The sequence below is a fragment of the Paenarthrobacter sp. E2MeOHC11 genome (assembly GCF_058744955.1).
Map to the genome: position 1 here is coordinate 635223 of NZ_CP196673.1, position 14176 is coordinate 649398.

A 14176-nucleotide genomic window follows, 5' to 3' on the forward strand; every position below is an offset into this window, starting at 1 on the left:
CGGGTCATTCCAGCCTACCTCTACCCCCAGCCCCAGGAGTTCCTTTGCAGCCTTCGGAAGCTACGCATTCCAACACCCCGCAGGACACCAAGACAGTGCTGGTCACCGGCGCCACGGGATACATCGGCGGCCGCCTGGTCCCCCGGCTCCTCGAAGCCGGCCACAGAGTTAAAGTGCTGGTCCGTACGCCACAGAAGATCGCCGACGTTCCATGGCATGACGACGTCGAAATCATCGAGAACGGCCTGTCCGACGCCGAAGGCCTTGCCGACGCCCTGAACGGCGTGGATGTCCTGTATTACCTGGTCCATTCCATGGCGTCCGGCAGCGGGTTCGAGTCCAAGGAAGAAGCCATGGCCCGGCTCGTGGCAGGAGCCGCAGCGGAGGCCGGGGTGGACAGGATCGTGTATCTCGGTGGGCTGCACCCGGAGAACACCGAGCTGTCCACGCACATGCGTTCGCGCGAGACCGTGGGCAGGGTGTTCCTTGAGTCGCCGGTGGACGCCATCGTCTTCCAAGCCGGTGTAGTGATTGGTTCGGGGTCGGCCTCGTTCGAGATGATCCGCCACCTGGCCGAAACCTTGCCCGTCATGCCGGCGCCCAGTTGGGTCAACAACCGGGTTGAAGCCATTGCCGTCCGCGATGTGCTGCATTATCTCGTCGCTGCCGCGGCGCTCACGGAGAAACTGAACCGTTCCTTCGACATCGGGTCCCGGGACGTCCTGAAATACAAGGACATGATGAACCAGTACGCCGTGGAGCGTGGACTCCCCCGGCGCTTGGTCATTGCGCTCCCCGTCCCGGCACCCAAGCTTGCCGGCCTGTGGGTTGCCCTGGTGACACCCATTCCGCTGTCCATGTCCTTGCCTCTGGTGCAGTCATTGCAGCACGACGCTGTGTCAAGGGAGCACGACGTCGACGATTACTTCCCGCAGCCCGACGGCGGCCTGACGCCCTACCACCGTGCCGTCGCCTTGGCGCTCGGCAAGGAACGGGACGTGCAGGTGGAGACCACGTGGGCCAACGCCGGCATCGATGCCGATCCGCTTCCGAGCGACCCCGACTGGGCCGGCTACAAAGTGTTCCTGGATGAACGGGCCTTCCACAGCGACGCCAAGCCCGAACACGTCTGGACCATCATCGAAGGCATCGGCGGCAAGAACGGCTGGTACTCGCTGCCTTTGGCCTGGCGCATCCGTGGCTGGCTGGACAAGTTGCAGGGCGGTGCCGGGTTGCTGCGGGGGCGGCGCCACCCCAAGACGCTGAATACCGGCGAGGTGGTGGATTGGTGGCGGGTGGAGGCCATCGAGCGGGGACACCTGCTGCGCCTTCGCGCCGAGATGCGGGCACCCGGCGGCGCCTGGCTGGAACTGGCAGTGGAGCCCGACGGCGGCGGGAGCCTGTACAAGCAGCGAGCCATCTTCTTCCCCCGGGGTTTGGCGGGAAGGCTCTACTGGTTGGGCGTGTACCCGTTCCACGGGTTCATCTTCCCGTCGATGGCTCGCAACATTTCGGCGGCGGCCATGACCCTCCAGGAGGCTGAGCAGAAGCAGGGTTCGGGGGTGGCCACGGACAACCCGTAGGATGTTGGGAGCTAAAAAGCTTCACCACCATCATCCACGGAGGACCCATGGCCCTGAGCGCATCCACCACCCTGCCGCACAGCGTTGACCGCGTAGCTGCCGTATTTGTCGACGAGGAATTCCTGCGTCACACGAGCGAACTGGTGGGCGGCTCCCTGGAATCGTTCACGATCGACGGCGACACCGCCGGTGCTTTCACCACCACCACCGTCCGTACCCTCCCCACCACGCGGCTGCCGGACATTGCCCGCAAGTTCGTTGGCGAAACCCTGAAGGTCACCCAGACCGAGCAGTGGGAAGCCCCTGCCGCCGACGGCTCGCGCGCCAGCAACATCGCCCTCAAGATCTCGGGTGCTCCCCTCGACGTCACGGCCGTTCAGCGCCTCGTGGCCGATGGCAGCAACACCCGCATCGAGCTCGAAGGCAACGTGTCCTCCTCGGTCCCGTTCCTCGGTGGCAAGATCGCCGACGCCGCGGAGCCCATGGTGGGCAAGGCCTTGAACATCCAGTCGCAGCAGGCCCAGGCCTGGCTCGAAAGCCACTAGCGTGGAGATCCCCGCGATCCTTGCGGTCGTCCTGATCGTTGCCGGAGTCTGGTCCCTGGTTGTGTGGCCGCAGTTCCTGAAGCGTGTCATGAAGGACCCCCGCGCCCGCGACGCCGCAGGCAAGGCCACGAAGTTCCTCACGGTCCACGTCGTGCTGGTCACCATCTCCATGGTGCTCGGCCTTGCGACGGCGGCCATCGGGATTGCGGGCCTCGTCGCCTGACCCTCGCCTTACCCAACTGAGTAGCAGTAAACGCTCCACTGAGCCCCTATTGGAGCATGTGCTGCTACCCAGTTGGGTAAGATGGACAATGGTGTGCCGGGAAGTCTGGTCGGCGATGTCTTCGTGATGCCCGCCCACCGTGAGGAGCCCCCCGTGGCCCAGCAACTCCCTCCTTCGCCCGATACCAGCAGCTCCAGCAAAGTCTTCTCCCGCTCCACGTACCCCGAGTACCGCCGGATCCTCTCCATTCTCCGCACGGAAACCGTGGGCGGCGCACTCCTCCTGGCGGCCACCGTCGTCGCCCTGATCTGGGCCAACTCGCCCGCAGCAGATGGCTACTTCGCGCTCCGCGACGTCAAGATCGGCTACGAACCCTTGCATCTTGAACTCAGCCTTGGCCATTGGGCCTCGGACGGCCTGTTGGCGGTCTTCTTCTTCCTCGCCGGCCTTGAGCTCAAGCGCGAATTCGTTGCCGGCGAACTCCGCAAACCGGCCCGGGCAGTGGTCCCGGTGGCCGCGGCCGTCGGCGGCGTCGTGGTTCCGGCGTTGATCTTCGTCCTGTTCAACCTGGGATCCCCCGAAACGCTCAAGGGCTGGGCCATTCCCACGGCCACTGACATCGCCTTCGCCCTTGCCGTGCTGGCCGTCATCAACACGCACCTGCCCGCTGCCCTGCGGACCTTCCTGCTGACTCTCGCCGTGGTGGACGACCTCATCGCCATCGGCATTATCGCTTTCTTCTACTCCACGGGCCTCCAGCCCTTGATGCTGTTGGCGGCCTTGGTTCCGCTCGCCCTCTTCACCTTCCTGGTCCAAAAACGGATCCGCAGCTGGTACTTGCTCGTCCCCCTCGCCTTGGCTACCTGGGGCTTCGTCCACGCCTCCGGCATCCACGCCACCGTGGCCGGGGTGCTGCTGGGCTTCGCCGTGCCCGTCCTGGCAAGCGGCAAAAAGGGAGAGCCTTCCGAGGGCCTGGCAGAGCACTTCGAACACCGCCTGCGCCCGTTCTCGGCAGGGTTTGCCGTACCTGTCTTTGCGTTCTTCTCAGCCGGCGTGGCCTTGGGCGGACTCGATGGCATGGGCGCAGCCCTCTCGGATCCCGTGGCCGTCGGCATTGTGGCGGCGTTGGTGGTGGGCAAGGCCGTTGGCGTCTTCGGCACCACGTTCCTGGTCACCAAGACCACCCGGGCAAGCCTCGACTCCAGCATTGCCTGGATCGACCTCTTCGGGCTGGCCCTCCTGGCCGGCATCGGGTTCACCGTCTCGCTACTGATCGGCGAGCTGAGCTTCGGCACCGGTTCGGCACACAATGACCACGCCAAGGTGGCCATCCTGGCAGGCTCCCTGATAGCGGCGCTGCTGGCCGCCGTCGTGCTGAGGGCCCGCAACCGGCGCTACCGCCAGGTGCAGGCGGAGGAAGAACGGGACGACGACGGCGACGGCGTACCGGACGTCTTTGCCCGCGCCTGACGCGCGGGTGCTTCGGAAGGGCTAGGCGGTGGCCTGGTTCAGGGCGTCTTCCGCGGCAACCCAGGAGATCATGGCGCACTTCACGCGCGCCGCGTACCGGGCAACACCTTCGAACGCGGCGGCATCGCCAAGGATCTCCGGATCCGCCTGGACTTTGCCACGCGACCGGAGGACCTCGCGGAAGTTCTCGATCACTGCGTGCAGTTCCTCCACTGACATGCCCTCACCCAGTTCGCTGAGCACCGAGGCCGACGCCATGGAGATGGAGCAGCCGGCACCGTCCCAGCTGATCTGCTGGACTGTTCCGTCCGCAACGGCGAGCCGCAGGGTCACTTCGTCCCCGCACACAGGGTTCAGTTGGTGCGATTGGCCGGTGGATGCCCCGGCGGGGGCGGCCGTTTCTGCCAGGCCGCTGCCGTGACGCTGCTTGGAGTGGTCCAGGATGATCTGCTGGTACAGCTGGTCAAGACTCATGGTGGTTGTTGCCTGTTCGGTGGTTGATGCCTGTTCTGGCGAAATCGTGGATTGACGGCGTTCCGGCCAACAAGGCCTGTGCCGTTTGTCAGGCCTGGAAGTAGGCCCGGACCCCGGAAACAGCGTCGAGGAAAGCGTCGACGTCGTCCGTTGTGTTGTAGAGGTAAGTACTCGCTCGCGTCGTTGCCGTCAGCCCCAAGCGGCGGTGGAGGGGTTGGGCGCAGTGGTGACCGACGCGAACGGCGATGCCGCGGTCGTCCAGGAACTGGCCGACGTCGTGGGCGTGGACACCGGCGACGTCAAACGCCGCCAAACCGATCCGCTCGGACCCGGAGGCTGGACCGACGACACGGATGCCGTCAATGCCCTCCAGTCCCGTTACCAGTCGCTGTCCCAGCGTTGCTTCCCACGCATGGATGCGGTCGATCCCGGTCTCCGTGAGGTAGTTCACGGCGGCCGCGAGCGCCACGGCCTGGGAGATGCGCTGGGTGCCGGCCTCGAACCGCTGGGGTGCCGGCAGGTACTCCGCCCGCTCCATGGTGACAGTGGTGATCATGGAGCCGCCCGTCAGGAACGGCGGCAGGACATCAAGGAGTTCCCGCTTTCCGTAAAGCACGCCAACCCCGGTGGGCGCCAACATTTTGTGCCCCGAGAACACGGCGAAATCGACGTCCAGTTCCTTGACGTCAACTGCCATGTGCGGCACGGACTGGCACGCGTCCAACACAACCAGGGCTCCAACCCGGCGGGCGAGGGCCACCAACTCCGCCACCGGGTTGATGGTGCCCAGGACGTTCGACGCATGGGTGAAGGCCAGGAGCCTGGTCCGCTCCCCCACGATGTCAGCGGCGGCGTCGAGCCGCAGGGTCCCTTCGTCCGTAACGGGGATGAACTTGAGCGTGGCTCCTGTCCTGAAGGCGAGTTCCTGCCAGGGGATGAGGTTGGCGTGGTGTTCCATCTCGGTGACCACGATCTCGTCGCCCGGTCCGATGGCCAGGTCCTTCAACGCCGAACCGCCCCTCCCCTGCGCTGCCCAGAGAGCAGCGTTGGACAAGGCATAACTGATCAGGTTGAGGCCTTCGGTGGCGTTGGAGGTCCACACGGTTTCCTCGTACCGGGCGCCGACGAAGTCCGCGACGGTCTGGCGTGCGTCCTCGAAGACCTCCGTGGCTTCCACGGCGAGGTGGTGCGCGCCGCGGTGAACGGCTGCATTGCGTTGCTCGTAGTACTCCTGCTCGGCCTCGATGACGCTGAGCGGGTTCTGCGACGTGGCGCCGGAATCGAGGTAGATCAGGGGCTTGCCGTTGACCAGCTGGTCCAGCACCGGGAAGTCGTTCCGGATCCGCAACACCTCCGCGTTGTCCATGGCATGCACGGACCGCTGCAGAGAGGCGGGGGTTGATACGGCAGTCAAGGGGCGCTCCTTGGAAATCCTTCAGGGACTCCCCATTATCCCACGGAGACCCCTGGCGTGCGGTGCCGAAGGTGTGCCGTACAGCACGTCAGCCGCCTGCCCTCCCGGGCACCCAGCCCAGCGGCGGAACCGCTTCGCTGTCGAACGCACCGCGCAGCCGCTCAACGAGTACCGCGGCCCGCCGGCTCGCCGCGCTCCGGGTTCTTGCTTCATATCCGCTGGCCGCCCGCGAATAGCAGATGGCTGCATGCGCAAACTGCCGGTCTGCGGACAAGCTCCGCCCTGCCGACTCGAGCGTCTTGGGGTCGTTGTCCAGCAGTGCGGAGGCATACGTTCCCAGGGCTGCTCCGCCCGCGCCGTGAATGTCCGCAGCCAACCCCGCCAGGCGGCGCTGGATCACAAGATCGTCGACGGCGGCGCTGCTTGCGTTGAGCGTCAGGAGGGACACTGCCTCCGCTTCCATCAACGTACTGCCTTGGGCGTGAAGTTGTCCGGCCAGCGCCATCAGGTGGCTTGGCTTGCCCGACACCTGGTCCTGCGCCGCTGCCAAGTACATGGTGCTGAGCTCAGGCAAGAGGTCCGAGGGCCCCCGGGACACGCGTGAGAGTGCGGCCAGGCTCTGCTTCACCCGTTCCATGGCAAGGTCCGGGTTGCCGCAGAGCGCCTCCGAGTAGGCCAGCATGGCTGCGGCCAGGGCGAGTACCGGCGGCAGGCCGGCGTCGGACAGTTCCGCAAGCACCGGTTCCAGGGTTCCCCGCGCCGCACGCGGAAGCCCTTGGCTGAGTTCGGCGTATCCGCGGGCCACCTCCAGGCACACGGCCAAATACTTAGGGAGCACGAACGCGGAAGGGCATTCCAGGAGCGAGTCCACCTGCCCCCACGCAAGGTTGTTCCGCAGGCACACCACATGCCGGAGCAGCACCCCTGGCCGGAACATTTCCAAGCCCACGTCCGCTTCCACGGCCGCCATTGCCGCTGTGGACCTCTCCAATGCCTCCGGGGCAGCTCCGGATTGCAGCAGGCGCTCGGCTTCCCGGACGTTTTCAAGCACCAGCCCGGACACCCCTTGGGGCACCTGCTCCAGCCCGGTGTCCCTTGTGGTAACTTGCTCCGGAGCACCAGTTGCCGGTTCATCGGAAACAGCGCCCAGGAGTTCCAGCGCCACGAGTCGGTTCGCGGCATCGGTCTTTACGGTGGCGGACCCGGCCTTTGCTGCCAATTCCCGAAGTTCCGGCGCCGCTTCGCCGATATGGCCTTCGGCCACCAGTGCCCGTGCCCTGAGCAGCCTTGCCTCGTCCTGCCGGCCGGGCTCTGTCACAGCCGCGGCGGCCCGCAGCGCAAGCTCTGCGGTGGATGGCCTGTCCGCGGCCGGGGCGGCAGCCAGGAGGAGCTCATCAGAGAGTGTGAGGCCGCAGTCCAAGGTCCAGTTCATCCAGCGCAGCATGGTGGGCGCCGATTCCCGCGTAAGTTGCGGCTCCTCAACACCCAGCCGGAGTGCAAGGCTCCTGGGGCGCGGCACAGACAGGCGGGTGCCCTCCCCACGCAGCCAGGAACTCGTCCGGACCAGCGGTGGCCGTCCGGGGAGCAACCTGATGTGGTGGTTGTCCAGGAGATCCTCCACTGCCTTCCGGCCGAAGTGGTGTTCCACGACGTCCAGCGCCACGGGCTCTGCGAGCGCGATGAGTTCCAGCGCATGCCGTTCCTCAGGTGGGCGGGCAGCGTTTTCGGCCTGCACCTGCGCAACGACAGCGGGCCAGTGGCAATGGACCCGGACGTCGATGGTCCAGAAGCCGTCCTTCCGCATAAGAAGCCCTGCGTGGCGGGCATCGTTGATTGCCAATCCAAGCAGGCCCACGTTGAAGCCGCTCATGGCAGCGAGAAGACTGCTGGCGCGGCGTTGGACCCTGCCGCCCAGGACGGCCTCGCACACCACGTGTGCCTCCGAGAAAGTAAAGGGTGGAAGAAAATACTGCTCCAGGAAGCCGTCTTCCCACAGTTGGTAGAGGTCCGGCGGAAGGGGCCGGCGACTGTCCGCGGTTGCCACCAACGTTGCCCCGAAGCCGGGGATGAGCTGCAGCAGGACAGCCAGCGAGGCCGGATCCACGTAGTGGATGTCGTCTACCAGCAATACCAACGGAGGACGTTCCGGTTGCGACTGGCGCTTGTTCCGGCGTCGGCCAAGCGTTGGGGTGTACAGATACCCGGCAGCGCCAAGGGTGCTGGTGAGGGCCCTGAGTACGTGAAGTCCTGGTAGTGCTGCCCCGTCGCCTTCCTCCGCAGGGGCCGCGCCCAAGGCTCCGTAACTGGTGGTTTTGAGCTCTGGCTTGCCTGCAAAGCTTCTGACGTCCATGGAGTCGGGGAGCCCCGCTTTGACGGAGAGCAACAGGTGGCTCTTTCCGGATCCTCGGTCTCCCACCACCACGATGCCGCTGATGGAGGATGACGGTACTGCGGAAAGGATGATATCGAGGAGCCGCGTCCGGTCCGGGAATGCTGATGGCCTCAGCCCGACTGTGACGGTGTCTTCGTCCAGCCAGGGATCCGGCAGCATGCGCACTCCAATAGCAGCAGTCCCATGGTCCGGGAGGTTTGGTTTCCGCGAAGTGCGGGCTACCTGGCCTAGAAGCCGGCGGCGGCTGGGGGGAGAGTCTCGGTCTCAGAAGACTCTGTCGCCGCCGGCTTCGTCCAGGGCCGGACCATCTTTCGATGGCCGGTGCATCGGCTCAAAGAGACCACCGATGCGGATGATGCGACTTTCGGAATCCCGGTGATGCTTGGGGCTGAACCGTTCTTCCAAGAACAATCCTGCCGTGGTGGCGACTGCCGTACACCAGTAGTTGGTACTCGATTACTCCGCGGCTTTTTCCGGCCCGGTACCTTGTTGTACTCAGTCGCCCAACAGGGCACTACTTGGTTTGGACGCCAAACACCCGCGCGTTACTCCATTGATTGGCTAAATTCCGCGCAGACAGGGGCGCAAGTGGCCCATTGCGGGTTTTATGGGTACTCAAAGGGCGGCACCGTCAGTGACGGACGGCCGCCCCGAGATCTTCGCGCCGTCGGATACCCAGCTTGGCGTAGCTGCGGTAAAGGTGGCCTTCGACGGTGCGCACCGAGACCATCAGCTTCTCGGCAATCTGGCGGTCCGTCAGTCCTGAAACGGCCAATGCCACGATGTCCTGCTCCCGGCGCGTCAACGGCACGGAACGGTCTGCTTCGGCACTCGGGTCATGGACCAGTGCGTCGCCAAGGCTGGCTTCGCTCACGTCACGCAGCACCGCTGCCTGCCGTGCCTCCGGGCGTTTGCCTTCAGCGTCGAACGACAGGGCAGCCTTGTCGAACGCCACTGCGGCAGGGCCGGGCATACCGGCGGCGGCCAGGAGGTTGCCCGCGTTGACGAAGCCCTGGCCCTCACCGCCCAGATGTGCTGCCGCCATCGACTGCCATCCTGCTGCCCACGCACCGGACATGGACGACGCCGTCTCCATGACTGACTCCATGGCCGGCATATCACCGAGCTCTGCCCGGAGGACAAGATTCTGCAGCAAAACTCCGGGCCATCGATGCAGCGGCCCGGATTCGGGCAGCTTCCGCAGTTTGTCCAACCCTGAGCCTTTTGCCAGCAGTTCCTGACCGGCGAGGATGAACAGCTCCGAAAGGGCCCCTACATAGGCTCCGCCAACCGCGGCTTCGTCCTGCTCACCTGCCAAGCGCGCTGCAAGTGCGGTGTCGCCGGACTTGGCCGCCGCGTAGAACGCCAAGGCACCGCCCAGGCCCTGCAGCCTTTGGGGGTCGTTGATCCGGAGCGCCTCGACGGCGGGCGCCAGCAGCTCCGTGGCCTGTTCCAAGCGGCCTTGGCGCAGCAGCGACAATCCTTTGAGGGTCTGAATATCGCCACCAAAAACAATGAGTCCCAAGGCCGAACTGGCCGAATAGCGGTCAAGCGCACTCCCGGCAGCCCCCCAATCGCCCGCTTCCAAGGCTGCGAGGGTGTAGCGGGCCAGGACGAAGTCGCTGAAGTACAGGAGCTCATCCGAGGGTGCGTCCAGAAGCGCCAGGGCCTCACGGCCGGCTTCCAGCGCCTCTGCGGCCCGGCCCTCGACCGTCAGCAGCTCACACTGCATGGCCAGCAGGAAAACCCGGTTCATCACGAAATCCGGTTCATCGGTTCCGAGCACTTCAGCAAACCGCTCCAGGCCCTCGCGGAGTTCTCCGTAGTGCCCATCATGGGCCAAGGCCGCCAATTCCAGGGCGCGGGCATGCCGCCCCACCAGCCCAACCATCGGGTCCGACGCCGGACGGCCCTTGATCAGGGTGGCGGCGGCGGCCCGTGCGTCGGCAACAATGTCCGCGGACGAGTCTCCATTCGCCGCCCGGGCAGCTGCCCACAGCAGACCTGTGCCCACCGGTCCGGACGGATCCGCGTCCAGGAAACCCAAGTCTTCTTCCAGCAACCGTACGGTACTGCTGAAGTCGCCGTCGTTGTAGTTGACCATGGCCATAACGGCCCGGGCACGCGGGCGCAGCACCTCGGAGCTGACTTTGCCGGCGGCGGCCAGCGCCAAGGGATTCTGGAGCAGCTTCGCGGCCAGGAACGCTGCCTGCAGCAGTTGTTCATCCTCGACGTCGGCGCCGCAGTCCAGCGCCCAGCTCACCAAACGCAGCAAGCCCTCGGCGGTGGGCGGTTCCGCGAGCAAGTGTTGGACCATGCGCTGCCGGATCTGGAGGCTTCGAGCGGGCGAAACGATCTGGCGCAGCGCCTCACTGTACATGGGGTGCCACATCTTGAGCGGGCTGCCCGGCCCGTTGGTGGACAGGACCAACCGGCTGTCCATCAACGACCTCACGGTTTCCCTGCCCACTTGTGTGTCCAGGACAGCGGCAGGGACGGGCTCGGACAACGCAATGACATACATCGCTTCCCGTTCGGCCTCGCTGGTCCGCAGGACCCTGTTCCTCACCACCTCGGCCAGTCCTTCGCCGTTGCCTGAGAGGGCATGAGTCAGGAACCAGACTCCATTCCTGCGCACCAGGTTTCCGTCGGCCCTTGAGTCGTCCAGGAGGCAGCGCAGAAGCAGGGGGTTACCCTCGGAAACGGAGTGCAGGACGTCCGCGGCACTGGCCATGACCGTTCCACCAAGGGTCTTCTCCGCCAGCTCAGTGACGCTTTCCTGGTCAAGGGGATGCAGTTCCAGCCGCTCGGCAAGGCCGTCATACCAGAGCTGGAGCAAGGCTGCCGGCAAACCGGGCCGCGGCCTGCTGGTTGCCACCAGCCGTGCCCATCCTGCCGTCACCAATTCGGCCAGGATCTGGGTGCTGCCTTCGTCGAGGTCGTGTGCATCGTCCACGATGAGCAGCAGGCGGGCGCCTTCGCCACCGCGCCGCTTTTCGAACTGTGACCAGAACTCGCGCAGGATCGCAACAGGGGAGGTGGCCTGCTCAACCGGGAGGTCCATCAGGTAGGGCGCCAGGACACCGTAGGGCACAGCAGACAAGGCGGGACTCCCATGGACCCGCATTACCACCATTTCCCCTGCCAGACGGGCCGCGATTTCGGCTGCCAAGGCAGTCTTGCCGATACCGGGATCCGCTACCAGGAGCACAGCCCCTGCGCCTTCCTGGCGCAATATCCCGGTGGCCAGGTCCAGTTCGGCGTCCCGGCCTACAAGGTGCTCAGCCTGCATGGGCAACCCGAACTGAAACTACTGGGCACCCGGCCTCATAGGAGTCCATTGAGCTCGCCTCGAGACGACACACCGAGCTTGGTAAACACTTGGTACAAATGGCCCTCGACAGTTCGCACAGACACCCCAATATCCATCGCGATTTCACGGTTGCTGACACCCTTCCCGGCGAGTTTAGCAATTTGGCGTTCCCGCTCGGTCAGTACCGGCGCGTCGCTGCGCGGTTGGATCGGCAATGTTGACACGGAATGTTCCAGGCGCTCCAGCCTCAGTTGGGCTGTCCGGGCCGCTGTTGTCTCGCCGGCGTCCCGGGCAAAGTCCAATGCCATGGCCACACACCGGGCCTCAACCACCAGCAGGTCCAGCGTTGCGGCAGCATCCGCGGCGGCCAGGAGGGACCGGGAGCTCCTGGCCAGGGCGCCTCGGGCGAGGTTCCCCGAAATCTCGGCGAGGGGCCCTTGGCGACGCCCGGCAATGTCTTCGAGCAGCCGGTACTCGTCGTCGGTCCCTTCAACTGTGGCACCAAAGAGGTAAATGCCGGCGGTCGTCAACCGCTGCTTATCGATGTCGTTGCGCACCCGCGCCAGGAGCCGCTGCTTGACCTCGGGATCCCCCATCCAACGCCCCGCCATTTCCGAGCAGAACCCAGCAACGGATTCGGAGAAGAATGTCCCCACTCCCCTGCACGTCCTGTAGAGGTCCAAATACCGCCCGGCCTCCACTGAATTGCCCACTTGGGCGTAGGCAAAAGCGGTAGCAGCGTACGCTACCTTGTTCATGTTCATGGCCGGACGGAGTTCAAGCTGGGCAACGGCGGACCGCAGCGGTTCGATGGCGCTGGCAGGCTTGCCCGCGTAGGCGTACGCGAGGCCGATGCCCAGTTCAGTCAGCGCACCCCGGTACTGGAGCCGTGATGACCTCGATGGCGTGCGCCGTATGAGTTCGATGCACTGCCGCCACTGCCCCGACAACAACAGCACCAGGAAGGCGTGCCTGGCGAAGGCCTCCTCCAGCTGGGCTGGACGGTCTGTGTCACCGAGATTCCGTGACACGGTCCTGGCGAGTTCCTGCGCCTCAAGCTCCCGGCCAAGAATGCAACGGGCCTCAATCAGGAAGAAGGAGGACCTCAGCCAGTGCTCGCGGTCCGCGTCCGGGTCCTTGGCCAGTTCCCCTTCCAGGTCGTCGATCATGGCGGCGTACTCGCCCATGTAGGAGTTGTATTCGTAGCTGCACAGGTGGAGGCGGTTGCGCGCCTTGGCCAGCGTCTCTGCCGGATAGGCCTCCGCCATGGTTTCAAGGGTCTCAAGCCCATCGGAAACAACTCCCGGCACCATGCCCGAACGCCCATCAATCCATGTCATGGCCTGGCATTTTGCTGCCGTAATCTCCGCGAATTCCAGTGGATCCAGGGCAGCGAGATGGGACTCGGACACCTCATCCAACGCCTGTGCAGCATGCAACGGCAGGTCCAGCATGAGATATGCCGCGGCCTTCAGTCGTTGCCCGGGTACCCACTCCACATCTTTCGGGCCCAGTGACAGCGTGCACTGGATGGCGAAATTGGGGTCGTAGTCATCCAGCGCCGCACGCCCGGCCGCGAGGGCATGCGCCGGCGAGGGCATTGGCTCGTCCTCGCACGAATGCATCCACGCGGCGTAGCTGAGGAGATCCTGCGCCGCCAACCCCTGCAACTCAGGCTCTTGGGGGCCGTGCAGCATCAGGCGTAATTCACGCCTGCGGCGGGTGCTCAACCAGCCGCGGACTACCTCGCCAACGTAGGGATCGCGGAGGGAGACCCAATGGTCACCGCACCGCTCAACGGTGAGCAGCCCGGATTCCTCCATCTCCACCAGGACCTCTGTCCCGAAGATGGCTGCCAGGTCCATGAGGGTGGCGCGCTGCGCACAGGCCAGGATTTCGACGACGGTCCTGCTGGCCTGCGTTTCGCGCGCCAGCCTGGAGCGGACAAAGTCCTCAACAACCGTTGCGCCCTCGAGCTTGATCCGGTCCCTGAGCGTCCACACGGAATCGTTCAGGACCAGATTGCCGGTATGCCTCTGCTCTTCGAGGAGGGCGTGGAGGAGCATCGGGTTACCGCCAACAGCCGAATGCAGCGAGCCCACCAAAGTCGAGGATACGTAGTGCCCCAGCACAGAGCCCAGCACTTGCTTGGTCTGTTCCTCGCTCAAGGTGTTGAGGTGGACTTCGCCCAGCTCACCTTCAAGGACCAGGCGGTGGAAGTCAGCAGGGAGGTCGCTGGCGCGCTGGACCGTGGCAACGACCTTTGCGGTACCCGTGGCCATGAGGTTCAACAGCACGCCCGTACTCATGGGGTCCATGCCACCGGCGTTGTCCACGATGAGAACCGTGTCCCGGCCCGCGGCCTCTGTCCTGATCAGGCTGGTCACTGCGTGCAGGATCCCGGTAGGGGAACTTACGGCTTCGGACGGCAGCCGGGCCAACAGGAACCCCAGGCATCCGTACGGGGTTTGGCCGTTGGCTACGGTGTTGCGCAATTGGAGGCTGTGGACCTTGGGCCCCAGCGAAGAAACAACAGCGCGGGCAAGCCCGGATTTGCCGATTCCCCGCTGGCCCGTGAGCACTACTCCATAGGAATCAGGTGACTCAAGGTATTTGCCGGCCTTTGACAGATCATGGCTCCGGGCCAGGAGTGACCACGTTTGCCTGTCGGTTGGTCCGCCCACAAGATCGGGAGCCGCAGCCCTTGCTGCGCCTCCCCCGCCCTTGTTTAGCAACTCCGCCGACATTCGCATCCTTCGCTA

The 14176-nt window shown here is 65.2% G+C and carries 9 protein-coding genes; 4 read left to right on the forward strand and 5 right to left on the reverse strand.

The window, feature by feature from the left end; all coding sequences use genetic code 11:
* Positions 1–44: 44 nt before the first annotated feature.
* From ACSSVG_RS02795 to nhaA, 4 genes are all read left to right on the forward strand, one after another.
* On the forward strand, positions 45–1583 hold the full coding sequence (locus tag ACSSVG_RS02795) for an SDR family oxidoreductase (protein WP_492417166.1): 1539 nt from the start codon (positions 45–47) through the stop codon (positions 1581–1583).
* Positions 1584–1630: 47 nt separating this feature from the next.
* A complete protein-coding gene (locus tag ACSSVG_RS02800) occupies positions 1631–2128 on the forward strand; it encodes a DUF2505 domain-containing protein (protein ID WP_231338701.1) in 498 nt (165 codons plus the stop codon).
* A 1-nt stretch (position 2129) separates the two neighbouring features.
* The gene (locus ACSSVG_RS02805; protein WP_089594213.1) at positions 2130–2351 is read left to right on the forward strand and encodes an SCO4848 family membrane protein; all 222 of its coding nucleotides are present in this window, start codon (positions 2130–2132) and stop codon (positions 2349–2351) included.
* 126 nt (positions 2352–2477) lie between these two features.
* On the forward strand, positions 2478–3821 hold the full coding sequence (gene nhaA, locus ACSSVG_RS02810; protein ID WP_492419122.1) for a Na+/H+ antiporter NhaA: 1344 nt from the start codon (positions 2478–2480) through the stop codon (positions 3819–3821).
* A gap of 21 nt (positions 3822–3842) precedes the next feature.
* On the opposite strand, the gene sufU is transcribed toward nhaA, so the two are convergent.
* From sufU to ACSSVG_RS02835, 5 genes are all read right to left on the reverse strand, one after another.
* A complete protein-coding gene (sufU, locus tag ACSSVG_RS02815; RefSeq protein ID WP_253467302.1) occupies positions 3843–4295 on the reverse strand; it encodes a Fe-S cluster assembly sulfur transfer protein SufU in 453 nt (150 codons plus the stop codon).
* An 88-nt stretch (positions 4296–4383) separates the two neighbouring features.
* Positions 4384–5709: a cysteine desulfurase gene (locus ACSSVG_RS02820; RefSeq protein ID WP_492417168.1), complete on the reverse strand. Its 1326-nt coding sequence runs from the start codon at positions 5707–5709 to the stop codon at positions 4384–4386.
* Between the two features lie 88 nt (positions 5710–5797).
* Positions 5798–8260, reverse strand: a complete 2463-nt coding sequence (locus ACSSVG_RS02825) for an ATP-binding protein (RefSeq protein WP_492417170.1) — start codon at positions 8258–8260, stop codon at positions 5798–5800.
* Between the two features lie 472 nt (positions 8261–8732).
* Positions 8733–11393, reverse strand: coding sequence for an AAA family ATPase (locus ACSSVG_RS02830; RefSeq protein WP_492417172.1), 2661 nt, complete (start codon positions 11391–11393; stop codon positions 8733–8735).
* Positions 11394–11428: 35 nt separating this feature from the next.
* Positions 11429–14161 (reverse strand): helix-turn-helix transcriptional regulator, encoded by a 2733-nt coding sequence (locus tag ACSSVG_RS02835; protein ID WP_231338708.1) that lies wholly within the window; start codon positions 14159–14161, stop codon positions 11429–11431.
* Between the last annotated feature and the right edge of the window lie 15 nt (positions 14162–14176).